Raw genomic sequence first — 19947 nt, 5'->3', positions numbered from 1 at the left:
TTGCTCCTGCCGTGGGGCTATGCGCGGCCGAGCATCTCGTCCCGGACCCGCCCCACTCCGGCCAGGCGCGCGAGTTTGCCGATCAGCACCGGTGCGACGGCGCCGACCCCAGCGAGGAGACGGATCCCGGCCGGAGCCACGGTCGTCTCCGGCTTGTCTCGCTCGACGGCGTCGGCGACGGCCCGTGCGACGTCCTCAGGTGAGCTCGTACCGAATCCCCGGGGAAGCGCGACTCCGGTGTCCGCCAACATTCCGGCGTCGCGGACGGGCCCGGGGAAGATCGTGGACACACGCACACCGGTGCCGTGCAGTTCCTGTCTGAGGGCAAGCCCGAGCCCGCGCAGCCCCCACTTGGTGGCCGTGTAGACCGTGCCGTTTCCGGGTGTCGCGATGAGTCCCGCCCCCGAGGAGATGAACACGATATGACCCCGGCCGCGCTGTTTCATCGGCGCCCCCGCCGCGCGCGCGAGCGCGGCGGGGGCGAGCAGGTTGATGCGGACGGCTTGCTCGATCTCCTCGTCGCTGAGCATCCCGAGATCCTCCGGGATGCCGACACCGGCGTTGGCGACGAGCACATCCACCGGGGCCTGCACGGTCCATCAGATCACGCAGCTGATCAAGCTGGGTGAGGTCGGCAGTCAACCCGCGGGCGCCCGGACCGAGCTCGCCGACCAGCCGCTGTAGCTCCGGCTCGCGCCGGCCGGTGACGGTCACCGCGCATCCGCGTGCCGCCAGTTCGCGTGCGATGGCTCGGCCGATTCCGCCTGTCGCACCGGTTACCAGCGCGCGGTGGCTTTTCAGTTGCATGTCACGCCCTCGATTCTCTTGCGGTCACACTGCGAGTTGACCGGCCGGGCCGGCGGTCGTGAGTCGGGGGCCGAGACCCAGGCATGAACCCAAATTAGGGCCCGGTCGCGGTCAACTGCTCGTGCGAACGCGCCAACATGTTCGGCGCCCGTTGTGGCACCGCGACAACGTCCCTGATTGCCGACGTGCGACGTGCACAGCGCGCTCGCCGAAAAGAGTGGGCCGCAATGAGTTTCATCGTCGCATGCGCGGCACCGGTTTCTGGCCTGAGGAAACCGTGGGTCAATGCCCGAGCAGTAGTCACAGGTGATCACCAGACTCCGGCGAGACAGTTGTGCCGTGGGTTCGTCGCGAATACCGGTTCACGCGTTGGAAACTCTGCCACGATAACAACGTGGCCGACTACCGGGAAGAACGCGCGCTGCGCCACCTCACCACTCCGCGCGCCGCCGCGGTTGCCGGCGTCCTCTTCGCCGTCTTGTTCGGGACGGCGCTGGTATTGGTTCGCTTTGTCATGCCGGAGGGACCTTCGCCTGATCGGTGGGCGGAAAGGGACAGCACGCTCCTGCGGATCGCGGCAATTCTCGTTCCCTTCGCCGGGATCAGTTTTCTGTGGTTCATCGGAGTGGTCCGCGACGGTTTCGGCCGCTATGAAGACAGGTTCTTCGCTTCTGTCTTCATCGGGAGCGGCCTACTTTTCCTGGCGATGACATTCGCCTGGGCCGCCGTCGGAGGCGCGCTGGTGGAAACCGTCACAGCCGTTGCGGATCCGGCATCGCGCGCCGAAGTAGCCGCGTTCGGCCGACAACTTCTCGTGACCCTGAGCCAAACCTTCGCGTTGAGGATGGCGTCGGTATTCATGATCTCGCTGGCCACCATCTGGCTGCGCACCGGGCTGATGCCTCGTTGGTTGGTGGTCACCACCTACGCAACCGCGGCCGTACTCCTGGTGGCCGGCGAACTGAGCATGTGGCTCACGTTGGCCTTCCCGTTGTGGGTGCTCGGAGTCAGTCTTCTGCTTCTTGCCCGGGAAGGAGTGATCGACCTGCACGTCGGGCAGGAAACCGGCGACTGACGCGGTGGCGCATCACTGGCGTCGCACATTTCTGACGTCATTCGAACGTGTCGTCAATTCGTGTTCATCAGGGCCGTAGATGGCTAGGGTCAACCGCAGGAGCAGTAGGCACGGACAACCACCAAGATCGTTCGTCTGCTGGGGCTGGGCGCCACCTGGGGCATGCGTTCGATCTGAACACGAGTCGGCGGGAGATCAGTCATGGCGAAGGAATTCAACGGAGTCATCGAGCTCGATGTGCGGGACTCGAAAGCCGACTGGTCACCGTACGAGTTGAAGCGCCCGCCAGACGGGGCGCCCAACGTGTTGATCGTGTTCTACGACGACACCGGCCTGGCTGCATGGTCACCTTTCGGGGGCCGCATCAACATGCCGACAATGCAGAAACTCGCAGACAACGGGCTGACCTATGCGCAGTGGCATACCCCGGCTCTGTGTTCGCCGTCGCGTTCCTGCATGCTGACCGGCCGCAATCATCACGTGAATCGTTCCGCGTCAATCACCGAGGCGTCCAATGGTTTTCCCGGCGCCTCGGCGCGGCTGCCCGCAGAATGCGCGACCATCGGACAGGTTCTGCAGGACAACGGCTACAGCACCTTCTGGGTCGGCAAGAACCACAACGTGCCCGAAGAGGACGTCTCCAGTGGTGGCAGCAAATCTGAGTGGCCGCTGCAGAAAGGTTTCGACCGGTTCTACGGATTCATCGGTGGCGAAACCAACCAGTGGTACCCCGATCTTGTCGAAGACAACCGGTTCATCGAGCAGCCCTACGGCCCCGAGGACGGCTATCACCTGTCGAAGGATCTGGCGAATCAGGCGTTGAAGATGCTTCGCGACCAGCAGGCGACGAATCCGTCCAAGCCCTGGTACCTCTGGTTCTGCCCCGGGGCCAATCACGCACCCCACCACAGCCCCGCCGAGTACGCAGCCAAGTACAAAGGCATGTTCGACGACGGTTACGAGGCCTACCGCGAATGGGTGCTCGCGCGCATGATCGAGAAAGGGATTCTGCCGGAGGGCACCGAGTTGACGCCGCTGAATCCGATGGGCGACGAGGTCACCCCGGAGGCTGACGCGGTGCGACCCTGGGCCACCCTCAACGACGACGAGAAGAAGCTGTTCGCCAAGATGGCGGAGGTCTACGCCGGATTCTCCGAGTACACCGACGCCCAGGTCGGCCGCATCATCGACTACCTGGAGCAGACCGGCCAATTGGACAACACGATCATCTTCTATGCCGCCGACAACGGAGCCTCCGGCGAAGGGTCCCCCAACGGCTCGGTGAACGAGAACAAGTTCTTCAACGGCTACCCCGACGAATTGGCCGAGAACCTCCAGTACTTGGACACGCTGGGAAGCGCGGACACCTACAACCACTATCCGACCGGGTGGGCTGTCGCCTTCTCGACGCCATTTCAGATGTTCAAGCGTTACTCACAGTATTCGGGTGGCACCTGCGATCCCCTGGTGATTCATTGGCCGAAAGGCATCAAGTCCAGGGGCGAGGTGCGCCACCAGTATCACCACGTCACCGACATCGTGCCGACCATCCTCGACGTGATCGGCTTGGAGATGCCGGCAACCTATCGGGGCGTCGAGCAGTACCCGATGAACGGTGTGTCGATGCGATACAGCTTCGATGCCCGAGACGCTCCTACCGCCAAGAAGCGGCAGTACTACGCGATGCTGGGTACTCGCGGCATCTGGGAAGACGGCTGGAAAGCGGCCGCCATCCACGCCCCCCTGAGTGGGACCGGGAACTTCGACAAGGAAACGTGGCAGCTTTACCACGTCGACGAAGATCGCTCGGAATCAAAGGATCTCTCCGCCGAGCACCCGGACAAGCTCCAAACGCTCATCGACGCCTGGTTCGAGGAAGCCGACAAGAACTTCGTGTTGCCCCTCGACGACCGCACCGCCACCGAGATTCTGACCATCGAACGACCGCAGTCGGAACCGCCTCGGACGCGCTATATCTACTACCCCGGTACGGCGCCCATCCCCGAGGGTGTGGCCGTCAACGTCCGCGGCCGGTCCTACAAGATCATCGCCGACGTCGAGATCACCGATGAGGCCAGTGGGGTGCTGTTCGCGCACGGCTCCCGCTTCGGCGGTCATGCGCTGTTCATCAAGGATAAGAAGCTGCACTACGTCTACAACTTCCTCGGCATCAGGCCGGAACAAGAGTTCGTCTCTGAAGAGTTGACGCCCGGCAAGCACGCCCTCGGAATGGAGTTCGTCCGCGAGGATGTCGGCGAGAACGGTGAATCCTTGGGCACCACAACGCTCTACGTCGACGATCAACCGGCGGCCAAAGGTCCGATGCGCGCTCAGATCGGAAAGTTCACGCTCTCTGGCGACGGCTTGTGCATCGGTTTCGACAGCGGCGACAACGTGAGCCAGCACTACGACAATCCCGGGACCTTCACCGGTGGCACCATCGCAGCAGTCGCGATCGATGTCAGCGAGGACTCCTACCTGGACATGGAAAAGGAGGCAGCGCGCGCATTCTCGCTCGACTAGCTGGACCAGCACCAGGACGGTCCACCTCGGACCGTACCGGGGCCAGCCGTCCGACGGCGAGCCCGCCACCAGTCCGATAGCCCGAGATGTCGCCCGTGTGCTATCAGGCTGACCTCTCCCGCCCTTCCTCAGCGATCCGGTGCAGCGCGGCCTCGGTGGCCCGGGTCAACTCCGCGGGCACCCCCAGGTCTGCCAGATACTCAGCGGTGTCGTGCATCTCGTGTGCGCGTCGCTCCGCGTGAGTGCGGGTTCCGGTGATCAGACGGTCGATGACCGCATGCCCGTCACCGGCCAGTTGTGCAGCGATCTGCTCGCGGATCCAGGGTTCGTAACCGGCTGCTGCGCCGGCGGTCACCGCTTCCGTGACGACGCCGGCAAGGCCCTTCATCAGCACACTGCGGAGGAGTTTGTGAGCCATCGCCGACCCTGGCTCGCCGTCGACGATCTCATTCGGCGCCCGCCAGGCGGTTGCCAATTCCGCGATGCGTGCCGCCCCGTTTCCGGCCAGCATCAGCGGCGTCTGCGCTCCGTGCCAGGACACCGGTCCGAGGATGGCGACGTCGCAGAATTGCGCTCCCGAGTTCTCGACAAGCGCTGCCACTTCCCGCATGGCCGACGGAGACGAGGAGGTGAAGTCGGCATAGCAGGACCCGCTCTTGAGGACAGACACGACTGACTCCGCCACCGGTCTGGATGCCTTGGCAGCGGTGAGGACCAGGACTACATCGGCTCCGTCGACGGCTCCGACGGCTGATTCGGTCCGGATCACTCCGGGCGGGGTCTCTGCCGGCCCGGGATCGAATCCCAGGACGGTGTGCCCGTTCTCGACGAGTGCGCCGGCATACTTGCCGCCGGCTTCACCGAGCCCGATTACGGCGCACCGCAGTGCGTTGTTGCTCGATTCCGGCATCAGCGTCCGGCCTTGATCTCAGCACGCCGTGCGGTCTCGTCGGCGAACTTCGCTTCGGCGGCGATCAGGACGTGCTCGGCGTCGGCTTTTGGGACGATGACGACGCCGTCGGAGTCGCCGAGAACGAGGTCACCCGGTGCCACGGCGACACCGCCGACGGCCACCGTCCCGTTGAGCTTGCCGGGGCCGTGCTTGAACGGTCCTGCAGGGGTGACGGCGCGTGCGAAGACGGGCATCTGGATCTCGCCGAGAACCTCCGCATCCCGGACCGCACCGTCGACGACGAAACCGGCCAGACCGTTCACCTTTGCGCGTTCACCCATCAACTCTCCGAGTAGTGCACGGCTTTCGTCGCCCTCACCGTTGACCACGAGCACATCTCCCGGCGCCGCCAGGCGCAACGCCTCATGAAGGACTTTGTTGTCGCCGGCCCGGGTCCACACGGTGTAGGCCGTGCCGACCACGGCAGCGCCGGACCAGACCGGTTTGATCCGCGCGTCCAGCGCACCCAGTCGCTCCATGGCGTCGGCGACATTGGCGGTCGGCAGCTTCGAGTACCGAGCGAACAAGTCCGGCTTCAGCCGGTCGGTTTCCGAACTGGCGGCAGTGGTGTTTGTGGCCATCAGTTGCCTTCCTGGGTCACTGCGGGCATGAGGTCCTTGTACGTGGTTTCCTGTTCGGTCCACAGCTGCTCGTATTGCTGGGAGTCGAGGTAACGGGTTTCCAACCCGAGGTCGGTCATCTTCGTCTGCACTTCTTCGTTCTCGATCGCCGACTTCAGTGCGGACTGCAACTTTTCGGCAACAGGCTCGGGTAGGCCTGCCGGAGCCGAATAGCCGCGCGCGGTGGTCGAGACGACGTCGTAACCGGATTCCTGGAAGGTCGGCACATCGGGAAGGAACTTGCTGCGCTGGGAGTCCATGACCCCCAGGACGCGGATCTTGTTCTGCTTCACGAGGTCGATCACGTCGCTGGCGCTGCCGACGTACACCGGCACGTGGTTGCCGAGAAATGCTGCAACAGCCTGAGATTGCCCCTCGGAGAAGTGCACAGGTGCCAAGTCGGCGCCGGTGACCTGTTTGATCTGCGCCAACGCGAAGTGCTCGCCGGTCTGGATTCCGATCGTGGTCGCGGTGATCGTCCCGGGCGCTGCGTTAGCGGCGTCGATGAGGGCTTTGAGATCGGTGTAGGGGCTGTCCGGGGCGACTTCGACAACGGCCGGGTCGACGACCTGCATCCCCAGCGGCTGGAAACTCGCGCGGGTGTACTGCGCACCGCGAGCGGGGTCCAGGGGTGAGACCACAACGGACGGTGAACCGGTGGCGCCGATGGTGTAGCCGTCCGGGTTGGCGCTGGTGAGTTCGGTGTATCCGATCTGCCCGCCGGCTCCCGGGCGGTTCACGACCTCGACGTTGGTGCCGAGGTCCTTCTCCAACTCCGGGGCGACGAGGCGCGCCGCGGTGTCGACAGCGCCGCCGGGCGCGAAGGCCACGATCAGTTCGATCGGCTTGTCGCCGGGGAAGTCGCCTCCTCCGCCGCCACCGCCCTCTGAGGTGGGGCGACCGCAGCCGGCCAAGGCGAGTGAGGTGACGACGGCGGCGGTGACCGCGAGCCGAGTGTACTTGTGGGACATGACTTCTCCTAGGTGAAGGTGAGTTACTGGTCTAGGTTTCGGGGTCGTCTTGGAGCATCCTGGGTTTGCGCAGCTTGAGCAGTGGGCTGAGCACGATCACTGCGGCGATGACGAGGAGGACGACGCTGATCGGGCGGGTGAGGAACACGGTGGGGTCTCCGAGGGAGAGCTCCAAGGATTCGCGTAGCGAGCGTTCCATCAGGGGACCGAGGACGAGGGTCAGGACCAGTGGGGCCAGAGGGATGTCGAGACGTCGCATGGCGAGTCCGAGCAGCCCGGCGCCGATCATGACGAAGACGTCGAAGACGGTGAAGTTGATGGTGTAGGAGCCGACGACGAGGAACAGCAGGATGATGGCCGCGAGAACGGGGTAGGGGATCCGGAGGATCGAGGTCCACAGCTTCACCAGCGGCACATTGAGTGCCAGCAAGATGATGTTGCCGATGAAAAGGCTGGCAATGATGGCCCAGGCAATGGTCGCGTCCTCGGCGAACAGAGTCGGTCCCGGGGTGAGTCCTTGCTGCAGGAATGCCCCCATCAGGACCGCAATGGTGGGTGACGCTGGAATACCAAGGGTGAACAGTGGAATGAGTGCGCCGTTGGCGTGGGCGTTGTTGGCGGTTTCGGGCCCGGCGACACCTTCGATGGCGCCTGTGCCCAGCTGGTCGCGGTTGCGCGAGAAGCGTTTCTCGGCGCCGTAGGCCAGTAGCGATGACACGGACCCGGTCATGCCCGGGATCAGGCCGAGGGCTGAACCGATGACTGTGCCGCGGCCGATGGCCGGCGTGGAACGCCGGAAGTCTTCACGGGTGGGCATGAGTGACTTGAACCCGGGTGCTTTGGCGGCGGCGATCTTGTGCCTGCCGGCGATCAACAGTTCGGACAGACCGAACAAGCCGACCACGATCGCCACGAAACTCACGCCGTCCAGCAGTCTTTCGGAGCCGAAGGTGAATCGGGGAGCACCGGCGACTGGATCGATGCCGATCATCGCGATGAGCAACCCGATGACGCCGGAGATCAGCGCACGGACCATCGACTTGCCGGAGAGCGCCACCAGCAGCGACAAGCCGACCATGACCAAGGCAAAGAATTCCGGTGGGCCGATCTGAAGACCGAGGGAACCCAGTGGGCGGGCGGCGATGACAAGCAGGATCGTGGCGGCGGTCCCGCCGACGAAGGATCCGATGGCGGCGATGGTCAGGGCCGACCCCGCGCGACCCTGCTTGGTCATCTCGTAGCCGTCGATCGCGGTGATTGCGGAGGCGGCCTCGCCCGGGGTGTTCAGGAGAACGCTGGTGATGGTTCCGCCATAGGTGGTTCCGTAGAAGATGGCGGCCAGCATGATGATGGCGCTTGCCGGATTCAGGTTCATCGTCAGCGGAACCAGAAGTGCGACACCGGCTACGGGTCCGATGCCGGGCAGGACGCCGATGAGTGTGCCCAGGAGGCATCCGATCAAGGCGAAGGCCAGGTTCTCCCACGTCAGTGCCTCGGCGAAGCCATTGGCCAGATCAAGCAGGACGTTCATGCTTTACAGCCCCAGACCGGACAGTAGTGGCAGTGAGGACAGCGGCAACTGAACCGCGAGGACACGGTCGAACAGGACGAAGACACCGAAGCTGCCGACGAGAGCGACCGCCAGTGCGATCCACCAGCGTTGCCGGCCCAGCAGCAGGAGCTCCAGGAAGAGAAACACCGTCATCGAAATCTGGAATCCGACGAAGGGCATGGCGATGGCGAGCATGATCAGGCCACCGACGACGCCGACGACATAGGTCCGATCGAGTGGTTCGGCCGCGTCTTGCGCCTCGACGGCCGCTGTGCGTCGTTCGACGACGGACTGCACCGCCCAGATCGCCGTCAGCGCGACCAGGGCGCAGCCGAGGATCAGCGGCAGCAGCCCCGGGCCGGGCCCCAACGTCGTCCACAACCCCAGAGAGATCGACTCGACGGCGACGTAAAGGCCCACCGCGGCCAAGAGCAGTTGACCGGCGGGAACGAACGCGCGCTGTGTCAGCGAGCCTGGCGGAGACAAGGCGGGCGGTGCCTCAGGTTCACGATCAGTCATGGACCACCATCCCTATCTCATACTGTGATAGTATCTATCACTGGATGTGGTAATCGTGGTCACAACGCCACGTGATTGTCAAGCGCGGAATGTGGCCGTCGAACACTGTCCGCAGGCCGAAGGGCAAGAATGGGTCGCGTAGTAGCGCGCAACCTATTCGGGAAACACAGCGGGTCAGCGCCTTCGCAACACCGTCTGCTCTGTTGAGCCGGCAGGCCCTGCAGGTCAGCCTGTGATCGGAATGCGGGCGCCCAAAGTTGTTGCTGCCCGCCGAACTTCGGTGATGAGTCGAGAAATCTGGGTTTCGGTCAGAGTGTCTGCCGGTCCGGTGATGCCCAACACGGCGGCCAATTTTCCGTCGGCGGCGCGGACCGGAGCCGTGACCGACGCGATGCCATAGCTGCGTTCACTGACCGAGACTGCGTGACCGTCCGTACGGATCTTCTCGAGCTGGGCGAGCAGCTCGGCTCTTGACATGGTGGCTCCGGAGGCCAGCCTGATGCTGTCACCCTCAGGCAGGGTCGCTTCGAGCTCGTCACGTGGCATCTCGGCGAGCATGATCTTGCCGGCACCGCCCAGGTGCAGGGGTAACCGTTCGCCGACGGGAAGAACGTAGCTGAGCGGATTTGCGCTCTCCACACGGCCGATGAGCACCCGTGAGTTCTCGACACGGACGAAGATCGACGCAGTGAAACCGGTGGTCGCGGCCAGTTGTTGGAGGGTCGTCTGCGCCAACAAATTCAGCGGGTTGGACACCATGAACGCATGGGCGACGGCCAGGGCGGCAGGGCCCGCCGTATAACCGTCAGCGGTTCGAGCGGCGTATCCGCGCTCCAGAAGCACGTTGACAATGCGTTGAGCGGTCGCGATGTGCAGCCCGCTGCTCCGTGCGATCTCGCTGAGCCTGATCGGTTGCTTCGCGTCCTGGAGCACCCCGAGCACGTCGAAAGCACGGTCCAGGGACCGCATGTTGCTGGTGGGGGCGGTCATTGCTCTCTCCGCGTCGCTCGTGTGGTGATTGAGGTTATCACCGTGCGAGAAGTGTGGGCGGTTCGAATGCGGTTCAACGGGTCCCGTCGACGGGTGGTATGTGGACCGTGATGTTGCCCCCGTGGCGTTTTGCGTCGAGCAACGCATCGTCGGCGGTACCGATGATGGTGTTCAGGAGCGCCGTGGGATCGGCACCTGGTGCGGTGAAGGTGGCAAGCGCGGCATGAGTCGCGCCGATGCTCGCGGTGACCGGGGCATGATCGGCCGGGGCGGCGATCGCGCTCCTGACCCGTTCGGTGATTCGTTGTGTCTGGCCGGGTTCGGCGATGTCGATGACGATGAATTCTTCACCGCCGAGTCTGGCCACCAGCGCGCTGCTGGGTACCACGGATTCGACCCGCCGGGCGGTGCGGATCAAGACCTCGTCGCCGGTCGCGTGGCCGAAGGTGTCGTTGACGTCTTTGAAGCGGTCGAGGTCGACGACCATCACGCCCAGGTACCGGCCATCGGCGGGTCGATCGCGCAGCAACTCGCCGAAGAGGAGGTGCAGGCCGCGCCGGTTGAGTAGGCCGGTCAGTGGGTCGGTGACCGACTCGTTCGCATCGTTGCGCAGGTTCCAGACCCCGAGTTGAATCCCCAGGGGTGTCACGACCACCGGCGCCACCGCGGCCAGCGTGCTGGCGGCGAAGGCGGCACCGTGCACGTCGACCTCGGGGGCCACCCGCACGGCGAACACCGTCGTCGACATCAGTATCCACAGAATATGCAGCGCAAGGACTTTCGGTCCGTCGAAGAACAACAGGTACACCGAGATGAGTGCAAAGGTGTTGAACCCGAAGAGGCCGGAGAGCCACGTGGGGTCGTGCAGGGCCACCAGGGCGATCCCGATGTCGCAGGAGACGACGAACGCGAGCGACATGGACCGCGACGGCCATGGTCGAAAGCACCACACGCCGGCCCAGAACAATGTCAAGACCGCGAACAAGGCCACGACCACCGCAGAGGCCAGACTGGTCGAGTCGACCCAGGGAGGCAGAATCGCCATCGAGATCACGGCGATCAGTCCGATCCCCAGCCCGATCATCACTCGGACCGCCCCGGCCATGGACCGCTTGGCGAAATATTGCACATGCGCCACGTAGTCGACGGGCGTACTCCACCACGCATTGGCGTGACGGCCGAACACCGCGAAGCTTGTCGACTGTGACAGCAAACGACCTCCCCATAGGCTGCCGGGCGCCTACGTATTCCATACCGCCTGTCAGGCGCATCAGAGCAAATTGCGTAGCTACTCTAGCCCAGGCCGGATCCCGGCACTGTCTTCGCAGGATATTTCGTCGGGCAGGGCGCCGCAGGACGATCGAGGACGGTGGGGGGCGTGCCCGCGCAGGGTGGTGTTCGATCAGGCTCCGCCCCCCGCTGTCACGGCGGTCGGCAGGGCAGTGGTCACCGCATCGGCGCCATCGGGCGCGTACCTTTCTTCGCCGCCGGACCGCGGGTCGAACAGCTGCATGACGGGTACTTCCACCACGGACAAGGAGGTCATCGTGAACGCGTTGAATGGCCTGCTCAATGTGGTGTTGGGCATCCTCGGTGCTGTGGTCGGCGTGGTCCTGGGAATCGTCGCGGCGGTGGTGTGGCTGCTCGGCCTGGTGTTGTGTGTGACGGTCATCCTGATTCCGCTCGGGATACCGGTCATGAAGCTGGGTCGACGGCTGCTGAAACTCGCCGGAGACTTGATGCACCTGTCCGACTGAGGCGGGCCGCGTGCAGACCTCCGCACAGCATCGTGCGGCGATCTCTGATGCTCGAAATCCGTGCTGCTTCAGCGGCGGAAGACGTCCTTGAGCCTCTCTCCTCGTTGCTTGAGGCTCGCCTTGGTCTGGTCGGACCGGCCGTGGTCTTCCATGCGTCGGTCGCCGGCGGCACGGCCGGTGACCCTCTTCGACTTACCGGACAGCCGTTGCACGGCGTTCCTGATCTTGTCGGTGTTGCTCATAACGGCACCCTCTCTCCGTCGGCGACCCCACGGGCCGATCCGTCGTCGCAGCGTTCCCGTTTCGGGCCCGGCTTAAAGCCCAAACGCCCTGCCGCAGGCGGTTTTCTGGCCGCCGCGCCTGACACCGCGGAGGAGCCGCACCGAACATGTTTGCCGGCTAGAACACGTTCCTGACGAGCAGACCCTTCGAACACCGCAAACTGATTTACGCGGCCGCAGATTGTTCCGCGTCCGTTCCGGACAATGCTCGATGCGACGGCGCAGCCGCCCCGTCTGCGCCGTCGGCGATCCGCCGGTCCACCGCTCGTTCAACTTCCGCGAAGCGCGGTGACACGCCCGAAGGGCGACCCGATGGTGTGCTTCTGAATTCACCAGGATGCTGTAGAGCCCATTTCGCCGACCGCTCATGAATTTTCAGTAGCAAACCGTCACTGATTCTCGGGGTCCTTCCGACGGCACGTCCGGCCGCTGCACCTGCGAAGCGGTGACCGCGGCGACATGTCTGAAAGTCACCCCAGCGACTAACTTTCGCGTACATCGCTGACATGCATACCGACGTAGAGCACCGGAAGGGCGCTCGCCCCGCGAAGACATCGGCCGGTTGTCCGCAAACATGCGGTGACGCGCTTCGATCGGGGCGGGGCGCGGTCCGGCCGCAACTTCCCGGCGAACTCGCAACCTTCGCGAGCTGAATTCATCCAGCAACTCCGGCCGCCATATCAGTGCCGACACCGCGCGAAGTGGTGCAAACTCATTCGACATCGTCCTGTCAAAATGGCGCGCAAAACAAACCGGCGGCCAGTTTGGACCTCCGGCCGAAAATCGCGGCGATATACTAATTAATATAAACAGCGTCAATAACCAGTTAGCTACCCCATATGAGGTAGCTATAGAATTGATCTGACATTGCTGGGTGGACCGCCGCGATAGCTATTACCCGCATGAACATACTTCAGCAAACGTATCAAACCTGTCTGTGCCTGCGGATGCAGATTGCTGACGAGTTTTCGACAAATTGAATGTCCAATCTCGGTTCGCGTCTGGTGGCATGGGGTAGCCCGCCTTCAACACGGGCGACTCCGGGAATACGTAGCCCACGATTACCGCCGTCACCCTGTTATCACGGGCGTGCGCACAGGCAAAGGAGATCGCGACATGTCAAACGGAAAACTCGCGTTGGCAGCAGGAATAGGAGCGGGATACCTGCTGGGCCGGACCCGCAAGATGCGCTGGGCGCTGATGCTGGCCGGCGCCGGCATCACCGGGAAGTTCCCGACCCATCCGAGTGATCTCATGGCGCACGGACTGAAAACACTCAACGCGTCAACTGATCTCGGTCAACTGACCGAACAACTGCGGGGCGAGCTCGTCACCGCGGCCCGGGCTGCAGCGGTCTCAGCGGCCGTCAGCCAGGTCGATGCGCTCAACAACCGGCTGCAAGGCGTGACTTCCGCCGCCGGCGTGGATGACACCCTCGAGCAGGTCGGCGGTGCCGCCGACGGCGTCGGCGACGCGGTGTCCGATCTCGGCGGCGCGGTCGGCGGGGCCGGTAGCAGGTCACGTGGACGCAGCCGTGCGGCCGACGATGTCGACGACTATGGCGACGACACGCAGGTCGAGGACGACGACCAAGACGAGCGGCCCGACCTCGATGCGGAAGATCGCGACGACGAAGAAGACCGGGACGAAGACTTCGACGACGTCGACGAAGACGAGGGCCTCGACAGCGACGAGCCGGAGGAAGAACCCGAACCGCCGGTGACACGCCGGCGCGCGGCCAGGCGGCCGAGCGTGCCACAGAAGTCGGCGCGAACCCCACGACGGCCCGCGGCGCGGTCAGCCGCCCGGCAAGGACGGTGAGAACGATGACTGAGACGGTCAAGGGAGCGGCATCGCAGGGTGGCGGTGCCCAGGAAGCGGCGGCGCCCAAGGGTGCGCTGCAATCGTCGCTGCAGCAGCTGACCGGCACGGTCACCAACCGTGCGGTGTCCTCGTTGTCGGACCGGCTCGGCAGTACCACCGAGAGGCTGACCGACTACGCCGAAAGCGGTGGCGGGAAAGGCCTTCTCTCCGCGGTCACCGGACTGGAAGACGTCACCTCACCGGTCAAGTCCGTGGTCAAGAAGGGTCTGGGCAATGCCGGCGAGAAGGTCAAGGACACGCTGGGCGATGCGGCCGGGTCGCTGTTCGGCGGCAAGGGCGGCGGAGGCAAGAAGATCAAGGTCACCAACATCGTCGAACACATCGACGTCGGCGCCCCGGTGGAGTTGGTGTACCGGCAGTGGACCGAGTTCGCCGAGTTCCCCAAGTACATGAAGAAAGTCGAGCAAGTCGAGCAGGTGTCCGATGAGAAGCTGACGTGGAAGGCGCAGGTGTTCTGGTCGCACCGTAGCTGGGAGTCCACCATCATCGAGCAGGTGCCCAACGACCGGATCGTGTGGCGGTCGAAAGGTGACAAAGGGTATGTCGACGGAGCGATCACCTTCCATGAGCTGGCGCCGAATCTGACCCGCGTCATCGTGGTCCTCGAATACCATCCGCAGGGCCTGTTCGAACACACCGGGAATCTCTGGCGGGCTCAAGGACGCCGGGTCCGTCTGGAGCTCAAGCACTTTCAACGCCAACTGATGACGCAGACGTTGCTTCACCCCGACGATGTACAGGGGTGGCCCGGTGAGATCCGTGACGGTGAAGTCGTCGACGCCGAAGGCGACGAGGCTGACGAGGCGGAGTCGCCGGAGGACGAAACCGAGGACACGGAGGAGCCGGAAGACACGGCGTCAGACGACGAACCCGACGGTGGCGGCGCTCCCCGTCGGAGGACGAGCCGGCTCGGGCGGGGCCGTGCCGGCGCCAGGGCGCGCGCGGCACAGGACGAAGATGCCGATCGCCCCCGGCCGGCGCGCAAGGCGGGAAGCCGGTCATGACGACGGCGATCCAACCCTCCAACGGCGGAAGCAATCCTGCCGGCGGCCCGAGTTCGAGCAGCCTGGCCGACGTCATCGACACGATCCTGGACAAGGGCTTGATCATCGACGCCTACGTGCGGGTGTCGCTGGTCGGCATCGAATTACTCTCGATCGACGCCCGGGTCGTGGTGGCAAGCGTCGACACCTACCTGCGCTTCGCGCAGGCCGTGAACCGACTCAACATCGCCGAGGATGAGCCCAAAGCAGGACTGCCGGAACTGGTCGACGACGTCACCTCCGGGTCCGCGAAGAGCAAGACCCAGGGGGTGCTCGACGCCGCGGGTGAGAAGCTCGGTGATCTGCTCAATCAGAATGAGCCGCAACGGAAGAAGGCGACTCACGTACGCAGCCGACGGGAGGACGTATGAGCGCGTCATCAGGCACGCAGACCCGTCCCGACGATACGGCGGAACACACCGGGGTCTACGTATACGGAATCGTTCCCGCGGACGTCGAGGTGCAGGAGAGTGCCAAGGGTGTCGGTGACCCGCCGGCCGAGGTCGAGGTGATCCGGGAAGGCGACATCGCGGCCTTGGTGAGTACGGTTGCGCTGGACCAGCCGCTCGGCAGGCCGCAGGACCTGCAAGCCCACGCGCAGCTGTTGGACGGCACAGCCGGCGTCGCGCCCGTGCTGCCGTTACGGTTCGGTGCTGTGCTGACCGATGCCGAGTCGGTGGCAGGAGAGCTGCTGCGCGACCATCACGATGAATTCGCGCAGGCGCTGGAGGCTCTGGAAGGCCGCGCCGAGTACATCGTCAAGGGCCGGTACGACGAAACGGTGTTCTTGTCGCGCCTGCTGTCGGACAACGCCGAGGCGGCACAGCTCCGCGACGACATTCAGAGCAAGCCCGAGGACGCCTCGCGTGACTCGCAGATCGCCCTGGGCGAGCTCGTCGCGAACGCCGTTGAGCAGCAACGGCAGCAGCACACCAAAGCCGTGGCCGAGGCGCTCGGCGATCTCTCCGAACACCTCAATCCCCGGGATCCCGCCCACGAGTGGGATGCCGTACACCTGGCCCTGCTCATCGAGGTGGCCCGGCAGGCCGAGTTGGAGGAGGTCGTGGACCGCCTGAACAAGGAATGGGGCGACCTGGTGACACTGCGATTACTCGGTCCGTTGGCGCCGTACGACTTCGTCGTCACGACCAATCCGGAGGTCTGACATGGGGATACTGTCCGCCATCGTGACACTGCCGCTGGCCCCCGTGCGTGGCGTCGTGGCGTTGGCGGAGGTCATCCAGCGGCAGGTCGAACAGGAGATGCGCAACCCCGCCAACACACGTCGGCAACTCGAAGTCCTCGAGGAAGCACGCGAGCGCGGCGAGATCTCACCCGAAGACGAGCAAGCCGTCCAGGAGCAGATCCTCGAATCGAGGGTCGCCCCGTCGGCGCCCACGGCGCCGCCACCTGAGACAGGATGACGACAATGGCCCAACGCACCCGCCCTCGCCCGGCGCCCGATCCGGAGCCGGAGCAGTCGCTGACGGCTCGTGAAGCCGTGGCCCTGGCCCGCGAGTATGTCACCGAGATGACCGAGAGCGGGCCGGTGCGGATGACGTCGGCGACGCCCACCGACGAGGGTGGTTGGGTCGTGGAGGTCGAGACGGTCGAGGACCGTCGTATCCCGTCGTCAGCAGACATCCTCGCGCTCTACGAAGTCGAGATCGACTTTGCCGGCGAACTGTTGTCGTACCGGCGGACTCGTCGTTACATGCGCGGGCAGACCGCCGAGGGAAGCGGTGCGCTGTGACCCTCACACCCAACGACGACTTCTCGGCGGTGCAGCGGGTCGGCGGGCCGGCGGCGGCCGGAGGCCAGTCGACGAATCTCGCCGACATCCTGGAACGGGTGCTCGACACCGGAATCGTGATCGCCGGTGACATCCGGGTCAACCTGCTCGACATCGAGCTGCTGACCATCAAGCTGCGCTTGGTCATCGCGTCGCTGGAGACGGCCAAAGAAGCCGGGATCAACTGGTGGGAGAGCGATCCCTGGCTCTCCGGTGACAACGCGAAGCTTCAGCTGGAGAACGAGCGGTTACGCGGGCGGATCCAGCAGCTCGAGTCACGTAACGGACACCGGCAGGCGGTGGCGGGCCGACGCGCGGAGCGCGAGGATGCCGACTGAGGGTGTGTGGGCCTACGCGGTCGTCGACGGTGACGCCGCCGAGGTCGATCTTGTGGGCCTGCACGGGGTTTCGGGGCAACCCGTGCGGGCGGTCACCGGTGCCGGCCTGACCGCTGTGGTCGAAACCGTGGGGCTCGACGAGTACGGCGAGGACGGTTTGCGCCGCAATCTGGAGGACCTCGACTGGCTGGCGCGCACAGCACGCGCGCACGACGCCGTGATCGCCGCGGTCGCACGGTCGGGTGCGGTCGTACCGATGCGGCTGGCGACCGTCTACCTCGACGACGACCGCGTGCGAGAACTCCTCGAATCCCGCTGTGACGACTTCCGCGCCACCCTCGCTCATGTGACGGCCCGCGCGGAAATAGGTGTCAAGGCGTACGCCGACCCCAGAGCGCTGCGGGGAGAGGCCGATCAACCCGACCACAGCGAGAAGATGTCCGGCACGGCGTATCTGATGCGGAGACGACGGGCCCTGGCCGCCGACGACGACGCCTTCCGCATCGCCGCCGGCCACGCCGAGACCATCCACGCGCTGCTGATGAGGCACGCCGTCGACGGCAAACGCAAACCGGCCGGCGATCGCCGCCTCTCCGGCCGCACCGACTGGACTGTGCTCAACGGCACCTATCTGGTCGACACGGCGAAGCTCGACGACTTCAAGGCCGCGGTCGCGGCGGTCGACACACCCGGGATCCAGCTCGAGATCACCGGACCGTGGCCACCGTATTCGTTCACCGGCGAGGCGGTGAGGTGATGTCCGAGGTGCTGCCGGCCGACAACAACCGGGACGTCGCGCTGGTCGACCTGCTCGACCGGGTGCTCGCGGGCGGCGTCGTGATCAGCGGAGACATCACCCTGTCCATCGCTGACGTCGACCTCGTGGTGATCTCCCTGCGCACCCTGATCTCGTCGGTGGGCCCGATGCTGCCCGAGGTCGCGTCGGGCGACAGACCATGACCGGAGGCGATGGCCCGTCCACGCCGCGGCGCCGCATCCATTCCGATCCGGAGTCGGTGGAGCGGGGTCTGGTGAGTCTCGTGCTGACGCTGGTCGAGCTTCTCCGCCAACTGATGGAACGTCAGGCGATTCGCCGGGTGGACCACGGTGACCTGACCGAGGAGCAGATCGAGCGGGTCGGGACCACCCTGATGCTGTTGGAAGAGAAGATGATCGAGCTACGCGAACATTTCGGGCTGGAGCCGGAGGACCTCAACATCGACCTGGGTCCACTGGGACCCCTGCTGTCTTCCGACGGCTGAGCCGCCGGAGCTGTCAGACCGTGTAGTCGTCGGCGACGGTGAGCGCGGCGTCGAGAATCCGGAGCCCCTCGGCGATCTCGTCATCGGTGACGTTGCACGGCGGCACCGCGTGGATGCGGTTGAAGTTCGCGAACGGCAGCAGGCCGCCGGACTTACACGCCGCCAGCACCGCCGCCATCGCCGGACTCGATCCCCCGTACGGGGCGAGCGGTTCACGGGTGTGCGGGTCGGCCACCAGCTCGATGGCCCAGAACACCCCGAGACCGCGGACCTCGCCGACGGACCGGTGCCGGGCGGCGAGGTCACGCAACCCGGGACCGAGCACCTGCTCCCCGATGCGGGCCGCGTTCGCGACCATGCCTTCGTCCTCCATGGCGTTGATCGTCGCGACCGCGCACGCGGCGGCCAGCGGATGACCGGAGTAGGTGAGGCCGCCCGGGTAGGGGCGGTCGGCGAACGTCGCGTAGATCGCCTCGTTGACGGCGACCCCGCCGAGCGGGACGTAGCCGGAGGTGACGCCCTTGGCGAAGGTGATCAAGTCGGGCACCACGGCGAAGTTGTCGATCGCGAACCACCTTCCGGTACGGCCGAATCCGGCCATCACCTCGTCGGCGATGAACACGATGCCGTAGCGGTCACAGATCTCGCGCACCCCGGCCAGATAGCCCGGCGGCGGCACCATGATGCCCGCGGTCCCGGGCACCGATTCGAGGATGATCGCGGCGAACGAGCTGGGCCCCTCCATCTGGATCAGGCGGTCGAGATGCTCCAGCGCGCGCTGCGTCTCCTGTTCCTCGGTGTCGGCGTGGAACGACGACCGGTACAGGAACGGCCCGTTGAAACGCACGACGCCGGCGCTGCCATAGTCGTTGGGCCAGCGTCGGGGGTCACCGGTGAGGTTGACCGCGGTGTCGGTGCCGCCGTGGTAGGAGCGGTACCGGGACAGCACCTTGTAGCGGCCGGTGTGCAGCCGGGCCATCCGCACCGCGTGCTCGACGGCGTCGGCGCCGGCGTTGGTGAAGAAGATCCGGTTCAGGTCGCCGGGGGTGCGTTCGGCGATCAGCCGGGCGGCCTCGGACCGGGCGTCGTTGACGTGCTGCGGGGCGATCGTGCACAGCGTCGCCGCCTGTTCGGCAATGGCCGCAACGACTTTCGGGTGCTGATGGCCGATGTTGGTGTTCACCAGCTGCGAGGAGAAGTCCAGCAGCCTGTTGCCCTCCCCGTCCCAGACGTAGGAGCCCTGGGCCGCCAGCACGGTCATCGGTTTGATCTGCGCCTGCGCCGACCACGAGTGGAACACATGCTTGCGGTCCAGTTCGTAGGCCCGCCGACCGCGGGCGATGGCCGCGTCGAGGTCCTCGCCGGTCGGCAGACTGGCGCGTTCGGTGGGCTGTTCGGTGATGGTCACTGGCGATCCCTATGGCTGAAAGTGGAGGAGAGCGGGGGTCGTGTGCGTGTGTGGGGTTAGGCGTTTTGGGGGAAGCCGAGGTTGATGCCGCCGTGGCTGGGGTCGAGCCAGCGGGCGGTGATGGCTTTTTGGCGGGTGAAGAAGTGGATGCCGTCGAGGCCGTGGGCGTGGGA

General features: G+C 65.2%; 23 protein-coding genes and 1 pseudogene. 13 read left to right on the top strand and 11 right to left on the bottom strand.

The annotated features are described in order from the left end of the window. Positions 1-17: 17 nt before the first annotated feature. Together ASJ79_RS22790 and ASJ79_RS34810 are read right to left on the bottom strand one after the other, a co-directional pair. Positions 18-593 carry an SDR family oxidoreductase gene (locus tag ASJ79_RS22790; protein ID WP_255374756.1) on the bottom strand — a complete coding sequence of 192 codons (576 nt, stop codon included), beginning with the start codon at positions 591-593 and terminating at the stop codon, positions 18-20. Positions 594-642: 49 nt separating this feature from the next. Further along, positions 643-807 (bottom strand): annotated as a pseudogene (locus ASJ79_RS34810) (SDR family NAD(P)-dependent oxidoreductase); the annotation flags it as partial. A 394-nt stretch (positions 808-1201) separates the two neighbouring features. On the opposite strand from ASJ79_RS34810, the gene ASJ79_RS22785 reads away from it, so the two are divergent. Together ASJ79_RS22785 and ASJ79_RS22780 are read left to right on the top strand one after the other, a co-directional pair. Beyond that, positions 1202-1882: a hypothetical protein gene (locus tag ASJ79_RS22785; RefSeq protein WP_067960255.1), complete on the top strand. Its 681-nt coding sequence runs from the start codon at positions 1202-1204 to the stop codon at positions 1880-1882. A gap of 201 nt (positions 1883-2083) precedes the next feature. After that, the gene (locus ASJ79_RS22780) at positions 2084-4405 is read left to right on the top strand and encodes an arylsulfatase (RefSeq protein ID WP_067960252.1); all 2322 of its coding nucleotides are present in this window, start codon (positions 2084-2086) and stop codon (positions 4403-4405) included. Between the two features lie 103 nt (positions 4406-4508). On the opposite strand, the gene ASJ79_RS22775 is transcribed toward ASJ79_RS22780, so the two are convergent. The 7 genes from ASJ79_RS22775 to ASJ79_RS22745 form a co-directional block, all read right to left on the bottom strand. Beyond that, complete coding sequence (locus ASJ79_RS22775; RefSeq protein ID WP_067960249.1) at positions 4509-5315, bottom strand: NAD(P)-binding domain-containing protein; 807 nt, start codon at positions 5313-5315, stop codon at positions 4509-4511. Beyond that, a complete protein-coding gene (locus tag ASJ79_RS22770; RefSeq protein ID WP_067960246.1) occupies positions 5315-5938 on the bottom strand; it encodes an RraA family protein in 624 nt (207 codons plus the stop codon). Before ASJ79_RS22770 ends, ASJ79_RS22775 begins: the two co-directional genes overlap by 1 nt. After that, on the bottom strand, positions 5938-6948 hold the full coding sequence (locus ASJ79_RS22765; protein WP_067960243.1) for a tripartite tricarboxylate transporter substrate binding protein: 1011 nt from the start codon (positions 6946-6948) through the stop codon (positions 5938-5940). Before ASJ79_RS22765 ends, ASJ79_RS22770 begins: the two co-directional genes overlap by 1 nt. Positions 6949-6979: 31 nt before the next feature. Continuing rightward, positions 6980-8479 (bottom strand): tripartite tricarboxylate transporter permease, encoded by a 1500-nt coding sequence (locus ASJ79_RS22760; protein WP_067960241.1) that lies wholly within the window; start codon positions 8477-8479, stop codon positions 6980-6982. 3 nt (positions 8480-8482) lie between these two features. Next, positions 8483-9019 carry a tripartite tricarboxylate transporter TctB family protein gene (locus ASJ79_RS22755; protein ID WP_082754002.1) on the bottom strand — a complete coding sequence of 179 codons (537 nt, stop codon included), beginning with the start codon at positions 9017-9019 and terminating at the stop codon, positions 8483-8485. A gap of 225 nt (positions 9020-9244) precedes the next feature. Then, on the bottom strand, positions 9245-9988 hold the full coding sequence (locus ASJ79_RS22750) for an IclR family transcriptional regulator (RefSeq protein WP_255374757.1): 744 nt from the start codon (positions 9986-9988) through the stop codon (positions 9245-9247). A 94-nt stretch (positions 9989-10082) separates the two neighbouring features. Next, positions 10083-11222, bottom strand: a complete 1140-nt coding sequence (locus ASJ79_RS22745) for a GGDEF domain-containing protein (protein WP_067960234.1) — start codon at positions 11220-11222, stop codon at positions 10083-10085. A 334-nt stretch (positions 11223-11556) separates the two neighbouring features. Between ASJ79_RS22745 and ASJ79_RS22740 the strand changes: the two genes are divergently transcribed. Beyond that, positions 11557-11766, top strand: a complete 210-nt coding sequence (locus tag ASJ79_RS22740; protein ID WP_067960272.1) for a hypothetical protein — start codon at positions 11557-11559, stop codon at positions 11764-11766. Between the two features lie 68 nt (positions 11767-11834). Here ASJ79_RS22740 and ASJ79_RS22735 read toward each other — a convergent pair whose 3' ends face one another. Then, complete coding sequence (locus ASJ79_RS22735) at positions 11835-12008, bottom strand: CsbD family protein (RefSeq protein ID WP_067960232.1); 174 nt, start codon at positions 12006-12008, stop codon at positions 11835-11837. Between the two features lie 1155 nt (positions 12009-13163). Between ASJ79_RS22735 and ASJ79_RS32665 the strand changes: the two genes are divergently transcribed. From ASJ79_RS32665 to ASJ79_RS22685, 10 genes are read left to right on the top strand one after another with little or no spacing between them, the layout of a single operon-like run. Next, complete coding sequence (locus tag ASJ79_RS32665) at positions 13164-13868, top strand: hypothetical protein (protein ID WP_067960228.1); 705 nt, start codon at positions 13164-13166, stop codon at positions 13866-13868. A gap of 5 nt (positions 13869-13873) precedes the next feature. Then, a complete protein-coding gene (locus ASJ79_RS22725) occupies positions 13874-14935 on the top strand; it encodes an SRPBCC family protein (RefSeq protein WP_067960225.1) in 1062 nt (353 codons plus the stop codon). Then, positions 14932-15345: a gas vesicle protein GvpJ gene (gene gvpJ / locus ASJ79_RS22720; RefSeq protein WP_067960222.1), complete on the top strand. Its 414-nt coding sequence runs from the start codon at positions 14932-14934 to the stop codon at positions 15343-15345. The genes ASJ79_RS22725 and gvpJ overlap by 4 nt, the downstream gene beginning before the upstream one ends. Beyond that, on the top strand, positions 15342-16139 hold the full coding sequence (locus tag ASJ79_RS22715) for a GvpL/GvpF family gas vesicle protein (RefSeq protein WP_067960219.1): 798 nt from the start codon (positions 15342-15344) through the stop codon (positions 16137-16139). The genes gvpJ and ASJ79_RS22715 overlap by 4 nt, the downstream gene beginning before the upstream one ends. A gap of 1 nt (position 16140) precedes the next feature. Continuing rightward, the gene (locus tag ASJ79_RS22710; RefSeq protein ID WP_067960216.1) at positions 16141-16398 is read left to right on the top strand and encodes a gas vesicle protein GvpG; all 258 of its coding nucleotides are present in this window, start codon (positions 16141-16143) and stop codon (positions 16396-16398) included. Between the two features lie 5 nt (positions 16399-16403). Continuing rightward, positions 16404-16727, top strand: coding sequence for a gas vesicle protein GvpO (gene gvpO / locus ASJ79_RS22705; RefSeq protein ID WP_067960213.1), 324 nt, complete (start codon positions 16404-16406; stop codon positions 16725-16727). Beyond that, the gene (locus ASJ79_RS22700; RefSeq protein WP_067960210.1) at positions 16724-17104 is read left to right on the top strand and encodes a gas vesicle protein; all 381 of its coding nucleotides are present in this window, start codon (positions 16724-16726) and stop codon (positions 17102-17104) included. Before gvpO ends, ASJ79_RS22700 begins: the two co-directional genes overlap by 4 nt. Continuing rightward, on the top strand, positions 17094-17861 hold the full coding sequence (locus ASJ79_RS22695; protein WP_067960207.1) for a GvpL/GvpF family gas vesicle protein: 768 nt from the start codon (positions 17094-17096) through the stop codon (positions 17859-17861). The genes ASJ79_RS22700 and ASJ79_RS22695 overlap by 11 nt, the downstream gene beginning before the upstream one ends. Next, positions 17861-18064, top strand: a complete 204-nt coding sequence (locus tag ASJ79_RS22690) for a gas vesicle protein (RefSeq protein ID WP_067960204.1) — start codon at positions 17861-17863, stop codon at positions 18062-18064. Before ASJ79_RS22695 ends, ASJ79_RS22690 begins: the two co-directional genes overlap by 1 nt. Then, positions 18061-18366: a gas vesicle protein K gene (locus ASJ79_RS22685; RefSeq protein WP_067960201.1), complete on the top strand. Its 306-nt coding sequence runs from the start codon at positions 18061-18063 to the stop codon at positions 18364-18366. The genes ASJ79_RS22690 and ASJ79_RS22685 overlap by 4 nt, the downstream gene beginning before the upstream one ends. 13 nt (positions 18367-18379) lie before the next feature. Here ASJ79_RS22685 and ASJ79_RS22680 read toward each other — a convergent pair whose 3' ends face one another. Then, positions 18380-19774: an aspartate aminotransferase family protein gene (locus ASJ79_RS22680; protein WP_067960197.1), complete on the bottom strand. Its 1395-nt coding sequence runs from the start codon at positions 19772-19774 to the stop codon at positions 18380-18382. Positions 19775-19947: the final 173 nt, after the last annotated feature.

Source organism: Mycobacterium sp. NAZ190054 (genome assembly GCF_001545925.1).
In the GTDB taxonomy this organism is placed as follows: domain Bacteria; phylum Actinomycetota; class Actinomycetes; order Mycobacteriales; family Mycobacteriaceae; genus Mycobacterium.
Note: the sequence above shows the minus strand (reverse complement) of the source record. Positions and strands in the feature narration are given on the sequence as shown.